19 protein-coding genes, 1 other RNA gene and 1 pseudogene are annotated in these 18,421 nt (G+C 44.5%); 13 read left to right on the forward strand and 8 right to left on the reverse strand.

Features of this window, described 5'->3' with window-relative positions; genetic code table 11:
* Nucleotides 1-144: 144 nt before the first annotated feature.
* Nucleotides 145-327: pseudogene (locus ACQEXR_RS16425) on the forward strand (M15 family metallopeptidase); the annotation flags it as partial.
* 66 nt (nt 328-393) lie between these two features.
* Here the strand turns inward: ACQEXR_RS16425 and dgt are convergent.
* From dgt to smpB, 3 genes are all read right to left on the reverse strand, one after another.
* Nucleotides 394-1,869 (reverse strand): dGTPase, encoded by a 1,476-nt coding sequence (dgt, locus tag ACQEXR_RS16430; RefSeq protein WP_426952343.1) that lies wholly within the window; start codon nt 1,867-1,869, stop codon nt 394-396.
* A 189-nt stretch (nt 1,870-2,058) separates the two neighbouring features.
* Nucleotides 2,059-2,425, reverse strand: a transfer-messenger RNA (tmRNA) gene (ssrA, locus tag ACQEXR_RS16435).
* Between the two features lie 66 nt (nt 2,426-2,491).
* Nucleotides 2,492-2,977 (reverse strand): SsrA-binding protein SmpB, encoded by a 486-nt coding sequence (gene smpB / locus ACQEXR_RS16440; protein WP_269378159.1) that lies wholly within the window; start codon nt 2,975-2,977, stop codon nt 2,492-2,494.
* A 118-nt stretch (nt 2,978-3,095) separates the two neighbouring features.
* Here smpB and ACQEXR_RS16445 point away from each other — a divergent pair, with 118 nt between their 5' ends.
* Nucleotides 3,096-3,539, forward strand: coding sequence for an SRPBCC family protein (locus ACQEXR_RS16445; RefSeq protein ID WP_269378160.1), 444 nt, complete (start codon nt 3,096-3,098; stop codon nt 3,537-3,539).
* Entirely contained in the window at nt 3,529-3,882 is a 354-nt protein-coding gene (locus ACQEXR_RS16450; RefSeq protein ID WP_427020756.1) for an RnfH family protein, read from the forward strand. The genes ACQEXR_RS16445 and ACQEXR_RS16450 overlap by 11 nt, the downstream gene beginning before the upstream one ends.
* A 90-nt stretch (nt 3,883-3,972) precedes the next feature.
* Here the strand turns inward: ACQEXR_RS16450 and bamE are convergent, their stop codons facing one another.
* The 3 genes from bamE to nadK form a co-directional block, all read right to left on the reverse strand.
* Entirely contained in the window at nt 3,973-4,332 is a 360-nt protein-coding gene (gene bamE / locus ACQEXR_RS16455; RefSeq protein ID WP_138971746.1) for an outer membrane protein assembly factor BamE, read from the reverse strand.
* Between the two features lie 175 nt (nt 4,333-4,507).
* Nucleotides 4,508-6,172, reverse strand: a complete 1,665-nt coding sequence (gene recN, locus ACQEXR_RS16460) for a DNA repair protein RecN (RefSeq protein WP_269378162.1) — start codon at nt 6,170-6,172, stop codon at nt 4,508-4,510.
* Nucleotides 6,173-6,388: 216 nt separating this feature from the next.
* Nucleotides 6,389-7,273, reverse strand: a complete 885-nt coding sequence (nadK, locus tag ACQEXR_RS16465) for an NAD(+) kinase (protein WP_269378163.1) — start codon at nt 7,271-7,273, stop codon at nt 6,389-6,391.
* A 144-nt stretch (nt 7,274-7,417) separates the two neighbouring features.
* Here nadK and grpE point away from each other — a divergent pair, with 144 nt between their 5' ends.
* From grpE to dnaJ, 4 genes are all read left to right on the forward strand, one after another.
* On the forward strand, nt 7,418-8,017 hold the full coding sequence (grpE, locus tag ACQEXR_RS16470; protein WP_138971749.1) for a nucleotide exchange factor GrpE: 600 nt from the start codon (nt 7,418-7,420) through the stop codon (nt 8,015-8,017).
* A gap of 286 nt (nt 8,018-8,303) precedes the next feature.
* Nucleotides 8,304-9,581 carry a dicarboxylate/amino acid:cation symporter gene (locus tag ACQEXR_RS16475; RefSeq protein ID WP_426952419.1) on the forward strand — a complete coding sequence of 426 codons (1,278 nt, stop codon included), beginning with the start codon at nt 8,304-8,306 and terminating at the stop codon, nt 9,579-9,581.
* A 258-nt stretch (nt 9,582-9,839) separates the two neighbouring features.
* Nucleotides 9,840-11,750: a molecular chaperone DnaK gene (dnaK, locus tag ACQEXR_RS16480; protein WP_269378165.1), complete on the forward strand. Its 1,911-nt coding sequence runs from the start codon at nt 9,840-9,842 to the stop codon at nt 11,748-11,750.
* Nucleotides 11,751-11,946: 196 nt separating this feature from the next.
* Nucleotides 11,947-13,089 (forward strand): molecular chaperone DnaJ, encoded by a 1,143-nt coding sequence (gene dnaJ, locus ACQEXR_RS16485; protein ID WP_331428359.1) that lies wholly within the window; start codon nt 11,947-11,949, stop codon nt 13,087-13,089.
* Between the two features lie 44 nt (nt 13,090-13,133).
* On the opposite strand, the gene ACQEXR_RS16490 is transcribed toward dnaJ, so the two are convergent.
* Nucleotides 13,134-13,556 carry a type IV pilin protein gene (locus ACQEXR_RS16490; protein ID WP_427020757.1) on the reverse strand — a complete coding sequence of 141 codons (423 nt, stop codon included), beginning with the start codon at nt 13,554-13,556 and terminating at the stop codon, nt 13,134-13,136.
* A 96-nt stretch (nt 13,557-13,652) separates the two neighbouring features.
* On the opposite strand from ACQEXR_RS16490, the gene ACQEXR_RS16495 reads away from it, so the two are divergent.
* The 6 genes from ACQEXR_RS16495 to tadA all read left to right on the forward strand — a co-directional run bounded on the left by ACQEXR_RS16495 (nt 13,653) and on the right by tadA (nt 18,183).
* Nucleotides 13,653-14,174: a GspH/FimT family pseudopilin gene (locus ACQEXR_RS16495; protein WP_426952352.1), complete on the forward strand. Its 522-nt coding sequence runs from the start codon at nt 13,653-13,655 to the stop codon at nt 14,172-14,174.
* A 25-nt stretch (nt 14,175-14,199) separates the two neighbouring features.
* On the forward strand, nt 14,200-14,799 hold the full coding sequence (locus tag ACQEXR_RS16500; protein WP_427020758.1) for a PilW family protein: 600 nt from the start codon (nt 14,200-14,202) through the stop codon (nt 14,797-14,799).
* Nucleotides 14,799-15,257, forward strand: a complete 459-nt coding sequence (locus tag ACQEXR_RS16505) for a hypothetical protein (RefSeq protein WP_426952356.1) — start codon at nt 14,799-14,801, stop codon at nt 15,255-15,257. The genes ACQEXR_RS16500 and ACQEXR_RS16505 overlap by 1 nt, the downstream gene beginning before the upstream one ends.
* Entirely contained in the window at nt 15,247-15,627 is a 381-nt protein-coding gene (locus tag ACQEXR_RS16510; protein WP_426952358.1) for a type IV pilus modification PilV family protein, read from the forward strand. The genes ACQEXR_RS16505 and ACQEXR_RS16510 overlap by 11 nt, the downstream gene beginning before the upstream one ends.
* Before the next feature lie 290 nt (nt 15,628-15,917).
* Nucleotides 15,918-17,477, forward strand: a complete 1,560-nt coding sequence (locus ACQEXR_RS16515; protein ID WP_426952360.1) for an AbgT family transporter — start codon at nt 15,918-15,920, stop codon at nt 17,475-17,477.
* A gap of 166 nt (nt 17,478-17,643) precedes the next feature.
* The gene (tadA, locus tag ACQEXR_RS16520; protein WP_427020759.1) at nt 17,644-18,183 is read left to right on the forward strand and encodes a tRNA adenosine(34) deaminase TadA; all 540 of its coding nucleotides are present in this window, start codon (nt 17,644-17,646) and stop codon (nt 18,181-18,183) included.
* A gap of 54 nt (nt 18,184-18,237) precedes the next feature.
* Here tadA and ACQEXR_RS16525 read toward each other — a convergent pair whose 3' ends face one another.
* Nucleotides 18,238-18,375 carry a hypothetical protein gene (locus ACQEXR_RS16525; RefSeq protein ID WP_171052184.1) on the reverse strand — a complete coding sequence of 46 codons (138 nt, stop codon included), beginning with the start codon at nt 18,373-18,375 and terminating at the stop codon, nt 18,238-18,240.
* Between the last annotated feature and the right edge of the window lie 46 nt (nt 18,376-18,421).

Below are 18,421 nucleotides of genomic sequence, written 5' to 3' on the forward strand. Positions count from 1 at the left end.
TTGGTGCAGCAAGTGGTACGAAGAATATTTATGAAGCCTGTTCTATCGATGGTTCAGGAGAATGCGGCAAAGTGACGTCTCGTGAAATAACAGGATTTATTGGTGGTGTCGGTGGGGGAACCGTTGGTGGAAATGTGGCCGCCACACTTTGAAGTTGGCTCAAGGAAGTTCGTCAATCAATTAGTCTCTAAACCTAAGCCAGAAGCGACAAAGCTGTTTAACCGTTATATCGATTCGTACCGAACGTGCTACCAGCAAAACAAAGCGCAAGGTGCAGAGAAGGCTAGGGCTATGTGTGCTTATAAGACAACACGGCTCTTTGGTTAATAAATCTGTGAATAATGGTCGCAGGCTTAACGTGGACGTAAGTGCGACCATATAAGAGGTGTATGACTATAAACTATCAATAATGCTAAATGCACGGTATTCATCAAATGCGAATTGGTCTGTCATACCACTGAGATAATCTTGAATAAGGCGGACTCTAAAATAGAACTCCCAATTCTCGTTTGGTGACTCTATAGGTAGTTTGGAAAGGTGTTTTGCTTCTAATGCCTTTTTATATGCTTGAATGTGTTTCTGTGGTAGCTTTTTAAACAACCTAGATTCATACAATGGTGCTTTCTTATTAGCTGTGACGATTAAATCGAACTTTTCTTTATCTAATTCAAGTAGTGGCTTGTATGTATCAAGTAGTCCCTTGATTATTTGATAGCCCTGTAACTCGCGAGCCTCAACTTCTTTATGGCAAAAGGCGTACTTGGCAGCGACATTTTTTAGAGTTTTTAACAGTGCATGTAATTCGCTGTGATCTTCTAGTAATGCTCGATTAAACCGTCCACTATAGATATCTTCAATGTTTGCTATGAAAATGCGACTAGCATGAGGAACGAGTTGGCCACCGATGACTACGCGCATCATGACAAAAAACAAGGTGTCTGGGCTTCCCTTTGCTTTTTCTTCAGCCTCTTCAATAATAGAAGTCATCAAGTTCTCATGGCTATCGACACATAGAGCTTTTTGGGCTGACGGGTATTCATCTATTAAAGCAGATTTTAGGGTTTCAATATCCAAGATACCTTTCTCTACGGCATCTTCTAAGTCGGCTAAACCATAAGATATGTCATCTGCGGCCTCCATTATGTAAGAAAAGGGAGAGCGGCAATGCGTATCAATCTCTAGTGCTTGGCATAGGTCAGTGATATAGGGTTGCTCACTCAAATAATACCCAACTTTTTTTCTTAAGTAGCCTAGAGGGGCTGATTGAGATACAGGGGCTGCTTCGTCACCTCTACGTGTATATTTTAATATTCCGGACACTTGGCTATGTGTAAGGCAGAGATTGAGAATGGAATGAACAAGACGGATCGCTTGCGCATTCCCTTCAAAGCTAGATAAGTCTCTAAGCATTGATTCGTTTAAGTCTAATTCCAAGCTGGATAGAAGCTTAGGTAAGTTTTGTTCAAACCAATCATTAATAGCTTTTTCTCCAAAGTGGCCGAACGGAGGGTTGCCGATATCATGCATCAAACAAGACATCTCGACTATAGATTCAATATGCCTTTCTATACCGTCTAACCCAAATTCGATTAGTTCTTCAGGGGTTAATAGTTCGTAGACTTTTTGAATTATGTATCTGCCGTTTTGTTGAACTTCTAATGAGTGTGTCAGCCTACTTCTGACTGAAGCATTTCGCTCTAATGGGAAAACTTGCGTTTTTTGTTGCAATCTCCTTATTGCAGCAGAATTAATTATCCGGCCTCTATCACTTTCAAAGTTATATAAGTAACACTCTTCAGAAGCACTCCATGAGCCTATGTAATGGTAGCTTCTTAGAAAACGGACTTTCTTTTTAAAATTAACTGACATGTATAGAACCTCACTGGAGTGTGTGAGGTTGAAGGTATTCGTCAGAGTTAATTTATTGAAGTGCTGTGTATTATATTTGAGAAATGGAGCGTAATTGGTTTGTAATAAAGAAAACTATCATTCAGATAAAAGAGACTTAGTATACAAAAAGGGCGATAACTCAAAGAGTTATCGCCCTTTCCAAACGTTTGGTGGAGCTGGCGGGAGTTGAACCCGCGTCCAAAAACCATTCATCATTGGTACTACATGCTTAGTCGATCTTTAAATTCACCAAGTACCTGCGAACCGACACGCCAGTAAGTGACTATCCTGAATTATAATTCGCCGTTCATCTCTCAGGCGGGAGAATCCGGGCTAGCGCGTTTGGGTTTGATCCCTCGTTGGTCCCCGTCTTACGTGCGGAAGCTAGGGCGAGAGAGCTCTGAGCAGGGTATTAAGCTGCTAGTGCGTAGTTTTCGTCGTTTGCGACTATTTTTTTGCGGCTTTTTACGTGGCCAACCGCCCCACGGCATGCACCTCAGACTGCAAAATTCCTGTCGAATCCTAAATCAGCCCCAAGTGTTCTTCGCATAGTACCAGAAAAGTGTTACCTGTCTAGACTTGTGCGTTTAAGTGCTCAATATTAGCGCAGTGAGCTCTTCATTACGCGCGCTTTTTCGCGTGCCCAATCTTTTTCTTTAAGATCATCACGTTTGTCGTGCAGTTTCTTACCTTTGGCGACACCAATCTTCATCTTGACCCAAGAACGTGACCAATAGAGTGATAGTGCAGCCAGAGTCATACCTTCACGGTTAATACGACCCATCAGGTTGTCGAGTTCACGACGACTAAGCAGCAGTTTACGAACGCGAGTAGGGTTAGCCACCACGTGAGTAGACGCTTGGTTTAACGGAGTAATAGTCATGCCACTAACAAAGGCTTCACCATCGCGCATAAACACGTAGCTTTCTGCGATGTTAGTTTTGCCCTGACGAAGTGACTTAACTTCCCAGCCTTGAAGCTCCATACCTGCTTCTATTTCATCATCGATAAAATATTCGTGGCGAGCTTTCTTGTTGACAGCGATGGTATTGCTACCCGCTTTTTGTTTGGATTTTTTCTTTACCATAGTGGGTGCATTATACGGCTAGGATTTGACTTAGGAAATCCCTTTATTTGCGCTTAGTGCAAATAAAAGTAAAATTGCACCATGCTTGAGGTTCAGGCGGATGTTATGAGGAGTCAATATGAAGCAAGTCAGCCGTTCTGCGTTGGTATCATTTAGTGCAGAACAGATGTTCGATCTGGTGAATGATGTGGCGAGTTACCCAGAATTTTTGCCAGGGTGCTCGGGTTCACGTGTGATTGAATCGAGCTCAGACGCGATGGTCGCTTCTGTTGATGTTGCAAAAGCAGGGATTAGTAAAACGTTCACGACTTCTAATGAGTTAGTTAAGGGTGAGGCTATCATCATGAATTTGGTTGATGGGCCATTTAAAACGCTGAAAGGCGGCTGGTTTTTTACCCCTTTAGATGAAAAAGCGTGCAAAGTTGAATTGAAGCTGGAATTTGAGTTTTCAAGCAAGATGATTGAAATGGCCTTTGGTAAGGTGTTTAACGAGCTGACCAACAATATGGTTAATGCATTTACCAAGCGCGCAAAACAGGTTTACGTAGCTTATGAGTATTGAGTCAGACATGATTCATGTTGAGGTGGTATACGCACTGCCTCATGAACAGCGTATATTCACGCTGGTGGTTAAAGAAGCGATGACAGTAGAAGAGATCATCGTTCAGTCAGGTGTGCTTGAGCTGTACCCAGAAATCGACTTAAGCAAGAACAAGGTCGGGGTGTTTAGTCGCAACGTTAAGTTGGATTCAACTGTTCAGGATAAAGATCGTATTGAGATTTACCGCCCGCTACTCGCTGATCCAAAAGAGATTCGTCGCAAAAGAGCTGAACAGGCGAAAGCGGCTGGAAGTGCTGACCCTGTTACTGGCGGTAAGAAAAATCCGCTCAGGAAAGAGGCTTAGGGAAAACGAGCTTCGTTCTCAAATGACTCCCTCAAAAACAAAAAGGGTTGGCACTGACTGCCAACCCTTCAAAAATCTTCCCGCTTTTTGCTAGTTGATGCTTTCGAAGAAGTCTGAGCTCGCAGGAAAGTCACCAGCAACGTCAACCAACTGACCGTTGTCATTGAAATTGACGATGAGATTTTTTTGTACTGAGTCGTTATGGCCTTCGGTGTGGTGGTAGATGTAATACCATGTATCTGGGTAGCCGTTCTCGACTAGCATTGGTGAACCCATAACGTAGCGTACTTGTTCTTTGGTCATACCAAACTTCAACTGTTCGACTGCACTTTGCTCAACATAGTTGCCTTGGTTGATATCAATACGGTATACCAGCTTTTCGAGAAGGGAGCAGCCTGTCAGCATTGTCATAGCGAGTGGTACAGCGATAAGCCACTTTTTAAATTGCATACTTAAAATTCTTGTAACAGATAAAATTTAAACTCAGCCGATAATAAACAAGCTAAGCGCCAAAGTAAAAAGCTGTGAGCATTTTGAATTGTTTCAGACCATGATTTTTGAATTTGGTTGCAAACTAGAGCCAAAATTTATCAAAAAAGATAAATCTGGCTCGTTAGAGGAGGGGTTATGCAGCGATCAAGAGTTCTTTGGCATTGGCGAGTGTAGAGTCAGTGATTTCACTTCCTCCAAGTAGTCGTGCTAGTTCGGTAACGCGTTGTTCATCATCTAGGCGGCGCATTTGAGTTTCTGTTTTACCTGCTTTGGTTTGTTTGGCCACAAATAGCTGCTGATGACCACAACCTGCCACTTGCGGTAAGTGGGTAACACATAGCACTTGGGTTGATTCCCCCAGTTTACGCAGCATTTTACCAACTACCGCCGCGGTTGGTCCGCTGATGCCAACGTCTACTTCATCAAAGATAAGACTTGGTGTATCCACCTTCTGTGCGGTGATGACCTGAATAGCCAAAGAAATTCGTGACAGTTCGCCACCTGAAGCAACTTTGGCGATAGGTTGCATTGGCTGACCTGGGTTTGTTGATACAACAAAACAAACACTGTCCATACCCAGTGGTGATGGGTGAGTTCCTTCGCTGCTGACTTCAATCTGGAACTGGGCTTTTTCCATGCTAAGTTCATGCATGCTAGCTGTGATCAGTTTGTTTAGCTCTTTGGCATAGCGGTTACGCGATTTATTTAACTTCTCTGAAGAGGTTAAAAATGACTGGTATTTATCGCTAACTTCTTGCTCAAGCTCTTCTAGACGCTCATCAGAACAATCTAATGCTTCAATCTGTGCGAGCAGGTCTTGATGGTGAGCGAACAGTTCTTCGGGTAATACATGATGTTTGCGAGCCATCGACATAACTTTAGAAAAACGTTCTTCAACGTAAGCCATACGTGCAGGGTCGACATCAATACAATCGAGGTAGTTTCGCAGCTCACTGTTCGCTTCTTCTAGCTGAATTATCGCTTCTGCAATCATATTTGGCAGCTCAGCCAGTTTTTCGTCCAGTTCCGCTAGTTGGATTAGGGAGTGATTGGCTGATTGCAAAATACCAAGCGCGTTAACTTCTTCACCTTCGTAAATAAGCTCGATAGCTTGCTGACAGGTTGAGGCAAGCTCGCCGCTGTTGGATAGGCGTTTGTGTTCTTGTTCGAGTTGTTCATATTCATCCTCGCCAAGAGAGAGTTCGTTTAGCTCTTTGATTTGGTATTCCAAGAGCTGTTTTTGCGCTAGGTTAGTAGCGCTGTTCTCTTTTAGTTGTTTGAGATTGTTGTCGGCTTGTCGCCATGCTTGGTAGGCATTGCGTGTGCTTTTCAGCAGCGCAGTGTGACCTGCATACTGATCAAGCATTGCCATCTGATACTCGCTCTTCATCAATTGATGGTGTGCATGTTGACCATGGATGTTGATCAATAACTGGCCCAAAGATTTGAGTTGCGAAAGAGGAACTGGGCTGCCATTGATGAACGCACGTGAACGACCTTCTTTACTGATAATACGGCGTAAAATGCAGTCGCTACCGTCGAGAAGATCATTGTCTTCCAACCAGCGCGTTGCGTTGATATTGTTCTCTAGGGAGAAAGCAGCACTGACTTCTGTTTTCTCTTCTCCCTGACGTACCATGCCGGCTTCAGCGCGCCCCCCTAAACATAACCCGAGAGCATCTATCGCGATGGACTTACCTGCGCCCGTTTCGCCAGTGATGGTTGTCATTCCTTTGGATAGCTCTAGCTGTAGAGACTTAACAATTGCGAAATTATTAACACTTAGATGAGCCAGCATTTTATGTACCTGTTTAAATGAACAATACTGTATAAGAAAACAGTATATACTGTTTCTTTATACAGTAAAGATGCTGGTGAAAATTTTTGTGAGCAAGCGCGAACTTCGCTGCCGGATATCTAGAAAGAATTTGTTTCGTAGGAGATGCAATAAATCCACCCGGCTAAACAAAAAAGGGCTGACGCGCTACGCCAACCCTCCAATATTGCTAGTTATTTAAAACAATCTGCTCGACCATCCCAGCTTGTTTCGTAACACATGATAGTAGCTATAGTCTTTTGGATGGATGAGTTTGAGAATATTGGGGCTTTGATAGATGTGTACTTCATCGCCAGGAGAGACTGGAAGTGAAACCTGACCATCACAGCCGACTTCTTGGGTTCCGCGGTTATCTGGCGCCACAACCAATTTGATTCGGCGGTTTCCGTCAACCACTAGTGGTCGGCTTGATAGTGTATGTGGGAACATCGGAACGAGTGAAATAGCATTCAAGCTTGGAGATAAGATTGGACCACCACCGGATAGAGAATAGGCCGTTGAACCGGTAGGGGTTGATACGATCAGACCATCAGCTCGAAGTGAGAAGGCAAAGCTATCATCAATGTAGACTTCAAACTCAATCATATGTGCCACTTGGCCGGGGTGGAGTACGGCTTCATTCAGTGCTGCGTTGTGGCTTTTTACTTGCCCGTGGCGATGGACTTCAGCTTCGAGTAAGAATCGTTGCTCTTCAATAAACTCACCAGCAAGCACTTTCTTTAGCGCCGCCTGGAAATCCTCTGGGTTGAGGTCGGTTAGGAAGCCGAGATTACCGCGGTTTACTCCGATCACTGAGATATCGAATCGTGATAGCACTCGTGCGGCGCCGAGCATGTTTCCGTCACCGCCGACGACAATGGCAAGGTCGGCAATGCGGCCAAGTTGTATCAGACTGGCGAAGTCATCCTTAGGAATATCGTCGAGAATCTCGCAAAGACGGTCATCGATATACACCTTATAACCTTCAGCTTGAAGCCAGGTATAGAGCTCTTTATGCGTTGCTATTGCTTGCTGATCTCTGGGTTTACCAATGATGGCGATCACTTCAAAAGGTTTTTTCATAGGTTTTCCGCACCAAATAGGCTTGATTCGACAATCTTCATCCCCATAATAATGGCAAGTTAGCTATTTATGCGAGTTTTTGTGTATTCCGATACGATAAACGTGAAGTGTTGGGTACCAATAAATATGAAGTCTGGAGATATCATGAGCAACGAAGAAAACAAGATCAAAGATGAAGAACTACAACAGCAAGCAGAGCTAGAAGCGGAAGTTGTAGGCACTGACGCTGATATCGAGTGGAACGAAGAGGAAACAGAACTAGACGAGCAAGAGGCAAAGATCGCTCAACTAGAAGCTGCGTTGCTTTCGAGTGAAGCTAAAGTTAAAGAGCAGCAAGATAGCGTTCTTCGTGCTAAAGCTGAAGTTGAAAACATGCGTCGTCGCACTGAAACTGAGATCGATAAGGCTCGTAAGTACGCACTAAACAAGTTTGCGGAAGAGTTACTCCCTGTTATCGATAACCTAGAGCGTGCGATTCAAGCCGCAGATACTGAAAATGAAGTGATTAAACCACTTCTTGAAGGTGTTGAGCTGACGCATAAAACGTTTGTCGATACCGTTTCTAAGTTTGGTTTGAAAGAGATCAATCCTGAAGGCGAAACGTTCAACCCAGAATTGCATCAAGCGATGTCGATTCAAGAAAGTCCAGATCATGAATCAAACACAGTCATGTTTGTAATGCAGAAAGGTTATGAACTGAACGGTCGTGTTGTGCGCCCTGCAATGGTAATGGTTGCTAAGTAAATTCTGACCTGTAGAACGACTTTTGTATCAAAAGAGAGGCGTAGCCTCTCTTTTTTTATGGTCAAAACCGGATTTCATACTGCCACACAAGGTGTTGATTTAGTGAATTATCCTTAGATAAAAGTGTAACCGAAAATTAATTTCTGATTAGAAACTTGTAACATTATCGTAAACAAAAGCTTTATTTTGTTACTTCTGTGTGTATTATGTGCGAACTCCACCATGAAAAGTGGCGGAATAATCTATAAAAACATAATTAATAAACACAACATTCTGGAGATGGATGATGGATAAATCGCTTTCAAGCAAGATTTTTGTAGGCTTGTTTGCTGGTCTTCTGATCGGTACGGCAATCCAGTACTTATTTAGTGGAATTGCTATTTTTGATACTTACCTTCTTGGTGCCGCTGAAGGCGCTGGTGGTATGTTTGTATCGTTGATCAAACTACTTGTAGTGCCTTTAGTATATGTGTCAATCGTATGTGGTATTGTCGATCTAAAAGACATCACCGCATTTGGTCGTCTTGGTGGTAAAACTTTTGCTCTTTACATTATCAACACCATTATCGCGATCGCAGCAGCTCTGACCGTTGGTATGATTTTCCAACCAGGTGCTGATGCCAACCTAGCTGGTACTATCTCAGAGAGCGTTAAGCTAACGACAACTGAAACACCAGATATTTTCTCTCTAGTCGTCAACATTGTACCAAGCAACCCTGTACAGGCTTTTGCTAACGGTGACATGCTACAAATCATCTTCATGGCGATTCTGACTGGACTTGCTATTCAAGCGCTTGATTCACGCGGTGGCCCTGCTATCCGTACCTTCAAGATGGCTAATGAAATTATGATGAAGCTTGTTGGTCTTGTCATGAGCCTAGCACCATACGGTGTATTTGCTCTGATGATTCAACTAGGCGCGACTCTAGACGCAAAAACGCTTATGTCTGTTGCGGGCTATGTAGCACTCGTTGTGACAATGCTAGTATTCTGGATTTTCATCTTCTACCCAATGGCGGTAGGCATTGCAACGGGGACGTCTCCAAAGGTATTCCTCCGTGCGACGCGTGAGCAGATTCTGTTCTCACTATCAACAGCAAGCTCTAACGCAACGATTCCAGTAACAATGCGCACCCTAACTGAGAAACTAAACGTTTCTAAATCGGTTGCAGGTTTTGGTGTACCACTAGGTGCAACGATGAACATGTCTGGTGTGTCTATTTACATCGCATTGGCAACTATCTTCGTCGCTAACGCATTTGGTCAGCCAATCAATACAGCTGATGTGTTTACTCTAGGTCTAACTATCCTGCTTCTATCGATTGGTGCGGGTGGTGTACCAGGTGGCGGTGTTGTTATGGTTGGTGTTCTACTTCACCAACTAGGTCTTCCACCAGAAGGTCTAGCAATTATCGCAGCGGTTGACCGTATCAACGATATGTTCTGTACCTCTTCAAACGTAGTAGGCGACACAGCGGTGAACACCATTGTTGCAAAAAGCGAAGGCGAAATCGGGAAAGACGAAGTTGAAACTGATGCAAAACCTGCTCAAGCAAACGCGTAATCTTAATTGATGAAAGTAGAGCGAGGCCAAGTGCCTCGCTTTTTTTATATTTCATTCTTGCTCCTGCTCATTTATCTAATCTTTTTCTATTTTTTTTTGTTTTGTCCCTTGAAAAGAGATTTGGCGCCCTTATCTATTGGGCATAAGAGAAGCAAACATAATTATTTTTGTTTGTGAGCAAGGGTTGAAACCCGATTCTCAGTCCCCACATAGGGGATATAGCAAAACGAAAATAGAAATTTATTCGGAGATAGCCTGATGGGTAAAATCATTGGTATTGACTTAGGTACTACAAACTCATGTGTTGCTGTACTAGACGGCGACAAACCACGCGTAATCGAAAACGCAGAGGGTGAGCGTACCACAGCGTCAGTAATTGCATACACAGATGGTGAGACGCTAGTAGGTCAACCTGCGAAACGTCAAGCAGTTACTAACCCAGAAAACACGCTATTTGCAATCAAGCGTTTGATCGGTCGTCGTTTTGAAGACGAAGAAGTACAACGTGACATCGAAATCATGCCATACAAAATTGTTAAGGCTGACAACGGTGATGCTTGGGTAGAAGCGAAAGGCCAAAAAATGGCAGCTCCTCAAGTTTCTGCTGAAGTACTTAAGAAAATGAAGAAAACGGCTGAAGACTTCCTAGGTGAGGAAGTAACTGGCGCAGTTATCACAGTACCTGCTTACTTTAACGATGCTCAGCGTCAAGCAACTAAAGATGCTGGCCGTATCGCAGGTCTAGAAGTTAAACGTATCATCAACGAACCAACAGCAGCAGCTCTAGCTTACGGTCTAGACAAGTCTGGCGGCGACCGCACTATCGCGGTATACGACCTTGGTGGCGGTACTTTCGATATCTCTATCATTGAGATTGATGAAGTTGAAGGCGAGAAAACATTCGAAGTTCTAGCAACTAACGGTGACACTCACCTAGGTGGTGAAGACTTTGATAACCGCATGATCAACTACCTAGTGGATGAGTTCAAGAAAGAGCAAGGTATCGATCTTAAGAAAGATCCTCTAGCAATGCAGCGTGTTAAAGAAGCGGCAGAAAAAGCGAAAATTGAGCTTTCTTCTACGACTCAAACTGACGTAAACCTACCTTACGTTACTGCGGATGCGACTGGTCCTAAGCACATGAACGTTAAAGTGACTCGTGCGAAACTAGAATCTCTAGTTGAAGACCTAGTACAACGCTCACTTGAGCCGCTAAAAGTTGCTCTAGCAGATGCTGACCTATCGGTTAACGATATCACTGACGTTATCCTAGTTGGTGGTCAGACTCGTATGCCTATGGTTCAAGCTAAGGTTGCTGAGTTCTTTGGTAAAGAAGCGCGTCGTGACGTTAACCCAGACGAAGCAGTAGCAATGGGTGCTGCAGTTCAGGGTGGTGTACTTGCTGGTGAAGTGAAAGACGTACTTCTACTAGACGTTACTCCTCTGTCTCTAGGTATTGAGACTATGGGCGGCGTAATGACTAAACTCGTTGAGAAGAACACGACTATCCCAACTAAAGCGAACCAAGTTTTCTCTACAGCAGAAGACAACCAGAACGCGGTAACTATTCACGTTCTTCAAGGTGAGCGTAAGCAAGCAATGTACAACAAGTCTCTAGGTCAATTTAACCTAGAAGGCATTCAGCCTGCGCCACGTGGCATGCCACAAATTGAAGTAACTTTCGACCTAGATGCGGATGGTATCCTTCACGTATCAGCGAAAGATAAGCAGACTGGTAAAGAACAGAAGATCACTATCCAAGCTTCTGGCGGTCTGAGCGATGAAGAAATCGAGAAAATGGTTCAAGAAGCAGAAGCTAACAAAGAAGCGGACAAGAAGTTCGAAGAACTAGCAAGTGCTCGTAACCAAGCTGACCAAATGATTCACGGTACTCGAAAGCAAGTAGAAGAAGCGGGTGACGCTCTACCAGCTGAAGAGAAAGAGAAGATTGAAGCAGCGATCTCTGAACTAGAAGACGCTCGTAAAGGCGAAGACAAAGAAGCGATTGATGCTAAAGTACAAGCGCTTATGGCTGCGGCTCAGAAGCTAATGGAAATTGCTCAACAGCAAGCACAAGCTCAACAAGCAGGTGACGCTGGTGAACAGTCTAAGCAAGATGACGACGTAGTTGACGCAGAGTTCGAAGAAGTGAAAGAAGACAAGAAGTAATTCTTGAATCTGATTTAACTTGAATATGATGCGGGCGTTTGAGGAAACTCATACGCCCGTATGTTTGTAAATTATGTCCATCTAACTAAAAGTGTCTTTTTAGCGCGAAGTCGTTAAAATTCAGAGCCATTAGTTAGATCGATATAACACCAAGCGGTGTTGACCGTTTGCAGTAATAAATTTGGTGACGAGAAACATGTCAAAACGTGATTTTTACGAAGTATTAGGCGTAAGCCGCGATGCATCAGAGCGTGATATTAAAAAGGCGTACAAGCGCCTAGCAATGAAGTTCCACCCGGATCGCAATCAGGGTGATGAGAGCGCCGCAGATAAGTTTAAAGAAGTAAAAGAAGCGTATGAAATCCTGCTCGATCCACAAAAGAAAGCAGCTTACGACCAGTATGGTCATGCGGCCTTTGAACAAGGTGGTATGGGCGGTGGCGGCTTTGGTGGCGGCGGCGCAGATTTCGGTGACATCTTTGGTGACGTATTTGGCGACATCTTTGGTGGTGGTCGTCGTGGCGGTGGTCAGCAACGTGCGCAGCGTGGTGCAGATCTACGCTACAACATGGAGTTGTCGCTAGAAGAAGCGGTTCGTGGTGTCTCGAAAGAAATTGATGTCCCTACACTTGTTCACTGTGACTCTTGTGAAGGTAGCGGTGCGAAAAAAGGCACTTCTGCTGAGACATGTGGTACCTGTCACGGCCACGGCCAAGTGCAAATGCGCCAAGGTTTCTTCGCGGTTCAACAAACCTGTCCTACCTGTCATGGTAAAGGTAAGATCATCAAAGACCCATGTAACGTATGTCATGGCCAAGGTCGCAAACAGAAAACCAAAACTCTTAATGTTAAGATTCCTGCTGGCGTGGATACAGGTGATCGCATCCGCTTGTCTGGTGAAGGTGAAGCTGGAGAAATGGGTGCACCAGCCGGTGATCTATACGTTCAGGTTCACGTGAAAGAGCACCATATCTTCGAACGTGACGGCAACAACTTGTACTGTGAAGTTCCGGTTAGCTTTGCTATGGCAGCGCTAGGCGGCGAGGTTGAAGTCCCTACACTGGATGGTCGTGTTAATCTGAAAGTACCGTCAGAAACTCAAACCGGCCGTATGTTCCGTATGCGTGGTAAAGGTGTTAAGGGTGTTCGCGGTGGCGGTATTGGTGATCTTATCGTTAAGCTTGTGGTGGAAACGCCAGTTAACCTAAGTTCTCGTCAAAAAGAGCTGCTTAAAGAGTTTGAAGAATCATGTGGTGGTGAAGCTGCGACAAAGCACAAGCCTAAGTCTGAAGGCTTCTTCAACGGAGTGAAAAAGTTCTTTGATGACCTAACCAGCTAATGGTTTTATTCAACTGTAAAAGCCTGCCTCCGCGCAGGCTTTTTTTATTGCCAGCATTTTATTGGGCTGTACTCTCCAGCCTGATTTAGGCTGAGGGATTGGTACCTTTCTCCACCGCACTCGTCGCTCGTCTGAGAGTGAGTTGGGTGGGCTTTTATGGTGTAGCGGTTTTCTGCCGCTGATATCGAGAAAGAAAACTGACGGGCATTGGTTTTACACCAAGCGCAGTCGCCATCTGGCAGCACATTTTCGGCTGCCAATGCGTAACTTCCCCGATACTGACGCTCCAGTTCGAGCTGAATTTTCGCCAAGTCACTAATGGCTGCAGCGCGATGTGCCTTGAGAATTTGGCTCTGATAGTTTGGATAGAGAATCGAGGCAAAAATGGTTACCAGCATGACGACGACTAATAACTCGATCAATGTCATACCCCTTGGTCTAATGTTGCTCGTTTTTGAATACGTCATTTGAATCTGCTTCTAGTCTTATTATTTGTTTATTTTCATAATCTTATGGACTGTTAAGGTCACTTCAAGAATGGTTGTGCATAGACATTGATTTACATGATGAAGTGGAAAACGTCTCTCGGCTTTACTCTGCTTGAGCTACTCATTTGGCTGATTTTAATGGCCTTACTCATGTCAGCAGCAATTCCGAGTATGTTGCAGATGAGTCATGCTCTTCAGATGAAGCGTGTGGCGAATGAGCTAAAGGGGTTTATGATGCAGAGCCGTTCTGAGGCGATCGCAAGGAATCAAGATCTCTGGGTTCACATTACTGACCTCGGTTCTGAACAGCAAGCGGGGTTATGGCGAATAACCTTGACGGATTCACAGGTTGTCGACAGTGGGGAAACCATACTCTTAATTGACGGTCGCACGTTTGCTTCGATAAAACTGAGTTGGAATTACACTAGGGACAGAATCCGATTTTATGGGGTACGTGGTCGAGTTGAGAACGGCAGTTTTGAATTCTATGTCGAGGGGGAAAGCGATCATAAGTTGCGGCTAAAGAGTTCATTTTTTGCCAATAGGGTGGTGGTTTGCGCTGAAGGAGCCGAGCGTTTTGGTTATGCGGCTTGTTAGCAACAACACTCAGTATGGTTCGGCAATGATTGAAATACTGGTGGCGTCATTGATGGGCGTGATGACGTTAGGTGTCGTCGGCTCAATTCTTTTGGCAAGTCTGCAAATTACTGAGCATAGAGGTGAGCGTTTACTTCTTGTCGACAGTATAGAAAGTGTCATGCTGCACATTAAGCAGGATATAAAACGTGCAGGATTCAATGATGCACGAGGAGTGTCGGTTAGGCTTGTTGGTAGTACCAAAACCATCTATGTGAATCCTGACAGTCAACAGCTTGGTTATGTCTATCGAGCGGCGTCTTCTGCTGAAGAGCTATTTCGCAATGTATTTTTTAAGTATTACGTTTCAACCACTTCGTTAGTCGGTCAGCTGAAAATATGCGAGAAGCATACGTCTGCACCTTTAGGTATCTCTTCAGCGGCTGAATCAGGTTTACTCGGTAACTGTTATAGCCTTTTCGATCCCAAACTTATCTCTGTCTCTGAATTCGAAGTCTCAACGGAAGTCACTGGTGAACACGCAAGTGCTAGTCAGCTTGTTTCTGTTCGCTTAGCCGGTCAGCTAACTCAAGCGCCGGAGGTAAATTACTCCTCTCAGATAACTGTGCGAGTAAGGAACGAATAGTGAAGCAGAAAGGCATAGTGACATTAATTTTGAGTAGCGTGTTACTGACAGCGGCTTTAGGTGTGTCTATGGGGCTTTTTAGAGGGGTATTTTTTCACATTAAACAGGCACAGAATCAGATTAAATTAAGTCAAACACACTGGTTAGTTGAAGGGGGAATCGAGTGTGCCTTTGCCCGAATAAAGCGACACCCGAATGTGCTAGTTCTATCATCGCTTGTAGAAAGAGAGGAGCTGTTCAATGATTGTCTGACAGCGATGGAATTAGATGAGTTATTGATTGAGCCGCTAGGTAGCCAACGTTTTGTTATTCGAGCTACAAGGCGAAATTATGGTATCAGCAGGCGTTTTTATTATGGTGAGCAAACCACTGATGAGACCATACAGTCTGTAATAATCCATCCTAACGCGGAAAACACTGTGATTCGCTGGCTAAATGGAGGTTGGAATGCGGAATAGGCAAACTGGCTTTAGCCTTATCGAAGTTCTTATTACGATGTTGCTAAGTGGAATGACTTCATTGGCGTTGGTGCAACTTCAGGTATACATAGAGCAGAGAGCCGAGTTTGCGGTGGATAGCGTGACAGCATTAAGTCTCGCTGAGCAGAAAACCGAGCGGCTAAGACGTCACGCTGGTTTTCTAGGTGTGAGTTCATTAGCTAGCGGCACCGATTCCAGCTCACACTCAAAATTCCAATTGGCGTGGCAAATTCAGAGTATGTCGTGGTCATCTTCAGTAAACCTTAAACAAGTCGAAGTGTATGTTGAATGGCATGACCGACTAGGTCAGCCCCAAATGGTTACCCTGAAGACGATGTTTTCTGATTAACAATACGCATGCTGTATTAGTTTCATATCCATGTCGTATTAGCGCTCAAAACTCAAAAGCGAGATCTATGTTTTACGTTTTGGTTTCAAAATTGTTTCATGTCGTGATGGGTATTTGTATTGGCTTTGTTGCACGTTAATGGTGTTTTTGCAAAATATGTCTCCAATTATGGAAAAACACACAGAACCTTGTGCTTTTAGTAAGGCTATTTTATAGAATGACAGTCGAATCATAGGCTGACAAAACAATTACAAGAAGCCTTAGGCAACAACATCACATATGGAGTTACCATGAGTAACCAAGCAGTAAATAAGGCACCATCCTCGAAGCCGAGTGGGATGGATCGCTTCTTAAACTTTATCGAACGCGCAGGTAACAAGATCCCAGATCCTGCCATTTTATTTTTCTGGGCACTTGTTATTACTTGGGCTGCATCAGCGTTGCTCTCCAACGTTACATTTGACCTGATCAATCCACGTTCGGGTGAAGCTCTTGAAATTAAAAACCTTTTGACTGGCGAATCTTTAGCAAGCTTTCTCGCGAATATGGTGACAACCTTTACTGGTTTTGCACCACTAGGTATCGTGTTAGTCGCGATGTTAGGTGTTGGTGTTGCTGACTCTTCTGGCTTTATTACAACTGGCCTTAAGAAGATGCTTAACTTCACTCCAGCGAAGCTGCTGACTCCAATGCTAATTCTGGTTGCGATCGTTTCGCACACAGCGGCAGATGCGGGCTACGTTCTGGTTATTCCACTAGGTGGTATTATTTTCCACGCGGCAGGTCGTCACCCTCTAGCGGGTATCGCGGCAGCGTTTGCGGGTGTGTCGGGTGGCTTCTCAGCTAACTTCATTCCTTCAGGTATTGATCCGCTACTTGCTGGCTTTACACAGACTGCGGCTCAGGTTCTCGATCCAGAATATGTAGTAAACCCACTCGCAAACATCTTCTTTACTGGCCTATCTTCAGTGATCATTGTTGCTATCGGTTGGTACGTGACAGAGAAAATCATCGAACCTCGTCTAGCAAATACACCTATCGACGAAGATGCTGAAAAAGCACCAGATCTTGGTTCTTTCTCAGAGCTAGAATCAAAAGCGTTCCGTTACGCTGGTTGGGCTATGATGGCGGGCATCGCGCTACTTATCGCTGCGATCATTCCTGAGAATTCAGCACTACGTTCTCCAGCTGGTGAGATTACGGCGTTCTCTGCACCGCTGATGAAATCGATTGTTCCGCTGATCTTTATTCTGTTTATCATCCCAGGCTACGTATATGGCCGTATTTCAGGTACGTTCAAGACAAGTAACGACATCATTAAAGCGATGGCTGACACTATGTCTACAATGGGTGCGTACATTGTCATGTCGTTCTTCTGTGCACAGTTCCTATCGGCGTTCGCTCAGTCAAACATCGGTACTATGCTAGCGCTTTACGGTGCTCAAGGCCTAAAAGCCATGAACCTACCGGGTGAAGCAACAATCATTGGTATGATTCTACTGACTGCATCTGTAAACCTACTTATTGGTTCTGCGTCAGCGAAGTGGGCTCTGATTGGTCCAATCCTAGTTCCAATGCTAATGGCTGTCGGTATCTCTCCTGAGCTATCTCAAGCGGCTTACCGTGTTGGTGACTCGGTGTCTAACATCATTTCACCTCTGATGGTATTCTTCCCGCTAGTCGTGGTTTACTGTCAACGTTACGTGAAGTCGACAGGGATCGGTACACTTGCATCTCTAATGATGCCATTCTCGATTGCAATGCTGATCGGTTGGTCAATCTTCCTAGTTGTTTACTGGATGCTAGGTATCCCTCTAGGTATCCAAGCTCCATACACTTACAGCATGTAAGAACGCTGAGATTGTTTAGTAACATTTAATAAAGCGCTGGTTGAAAGACCGGCGCTTTTTCGTTTCGGCGATAAACCAGACAAATAGAGAGTTCTCCTTTCAGAACACTCACTCTTTGAGTAAAATCACCAGCCCACAGCCGCTATGCTAAATTTTGGAGTTCTCTGTGTCAGATTCTCAATTTACCCCTCAAGATGAACTGTTTATGCGCCGCGCTATCGAGCTTGCTGAGCTTGCCGAAGCAAAGGGAGAAGTGCCTGTTGGTGCGGTCTTAGTCAAAGAGGGTAAAGTTATTGCGGAAGGCTGGAATGAGTCTATTGGCCAGCATGATGCTACCGCGCACGCTGAGATGCAGACTATTCGTAAGGCGGGCCATGTGTTGCAGAACTATCGACTACTCGATACCACACTGTATGTAACGTTAGAGCCATGTCCTATGTGTGCGGGAGCGTTATTACATAGTCGCGTCAAGCGAATCGTTTTTGGTGCACCTGATCTTAAGGCCGGTGCGGCAGGAACGGTTCTCAACTTGTTTGAGCATCAAGCCGCTTACCATTATGCAGATGTTGAACAAGGGTTGCTTGAAGAGGAGTGCCGGTCTCAGTTACAAGCGTTCTTTAAACGTCGACGCAAAGAGAAGAAACAGCAACGTCAGGCAATACGCTTAGAGCAAATGGACGAAACAAGCAGAGACAAAAAAGACTGAAGGAAAGCGGGTCATAAGCAAACATCTTGTGGTTAAGATGTTTGCTATGCGGGGTTATGCGGCAATAATTAATTGCATAAAGGCGCGGTGACGTGCGATCACCTTTTTCTTGTTGTTACTCAGCATGCGCTTACGGCGATTTGCAGCAACGGTCTTGTTAAGGCGTTTTGACTGCATTTTACGTCTAAGCATAAAACAACCTCCTGTTTTGGTTAATGTTTAATCAAAATCTCAAGTG

Origin of the sequence: Vibrio sp. TRT 2004 (assembly GCF_050113735.1) — a bacterium.
Lineage (GTDB): Bacteria > Pseudomonadota > Gammaproteobacteria > Enterobacterales > Vibrionaceae > Vibrio.

Bases quoted from the DNA above. Each gene is read 5' to 3' on its own strand.
- ACQEXR_RS16500 (WP_427020758.1), top strand. From the start codon at position 14,200: ATGATTGAAATACTGGTGGCGTCATTGATGGGCGTGATGACGTTAGGT.
- smpB (WP_269378159.1), bottom strand. From the start codon at position 2,977: ATGGTAAAGAAAAAATCCAAACAAAAAGCGGGTAGCAATACCATCGCT.
- ACQEXR_RS16490 (WP_427020757.1), bottom strand. From the start codon at position 13,556: ATGACGTATTCAAAAACGAGCAACATTAGACCAAGGGGTATGACATTG.
- ACQEXR_RS16510 (WP_426952358.1), top strand. From the start codon at position 15,247: ATGCGGAATAGGCAAACTGGCTTTAGCCTTATCGAAGTTCTTATTACG.
- ACQEXR_RS16475 (WP_426952419.1), top strand. From the start codon at position 8,304: ATGGATAAATCGCTTTCAAGCAAGATTTTTGTAGGCTTGTTTGCTGGT.
- nadK (WP_269378163.1), bottom strand. From the start codon at position 7,273: ATGAAAAAACCTTTTGAAGTGATCGCCATCATTGGTAAACCCAGAGAT.
- ACQEXR_RS16445 (WP_269378160.1), top strand. From the start codon at position 3,096: ATGAAGCAAGTCAGCCGTTCTGCGTTGGTATCATTTAGTGCAGAACAG.
- ACQEXR_RS16515 (WP_426952360.1), top strand. From the start codon at position 15,918: ATGAGTAACCAAGCAGTAAATAAGGCACCATCCTCGAAGCCGAGTGGG.
- ACQEXR_RS16525 (WP_171052184.1), bottom strand. From the start codon at position 18,375: ATGCTTAGACGTAAAATGCAGTCAAAACGCCTTAACAAGACCGTTGCT.
- bamE (WP_138971746.1), bottom strand. From the start codon at position 4,332: ATGCAATTTAAAAAGTGGCTTATCGCTGTACCACTCGCTATGACAATG.
- dnaJ (WP_331428359.1), top strand. From the start codon at position 11,947: ATGTCAAAACGTGATTTTTACGAAGTATTAGGCGTAAGCCGCGATGCA.
- grpE (WP_138971749.1), top strand. From the start codon at position 7,418: ATGAGCAACGAAGAAAACAAGATCAAAGATGAAGAACTACAACAGCAA.
- recN (WP_269378162.1), bottom strand. From the start codon at position 6,172: ATGCTGGCTCATCTAAGTGTTAATAATTTCGCAATTGTTAAGTCTCTA.
- dgt (WP_426952343.1), bottom strand. From the start codon at position 1,869: ATGTCAGTTAATTTTAAAAAGAAAGTCCGTTTTCTAAGAAGCTACCAT.
- ACQEXR_RS16450 (WP_427020756.1), top strand. From the start codon at position 3,529: ATGAGTATTGAGTCAGACATGATTCATGTTGAGGTGGTATACGCACTG.
- dnaK (WP_269378165.1), top strand. From the start codon at position 9,840: ATGGGTAAAATCATTGGTATTGACTTAGGTACTACAAACTCATGTGTT.
- ACQEXR_RS16495 (WP_426952352.1), top strand. From the start codon at position 13,653: ATGATGAAGTGGAAAACGTCTCTCGGCTTTACTCTGCTTGAGCTACTC.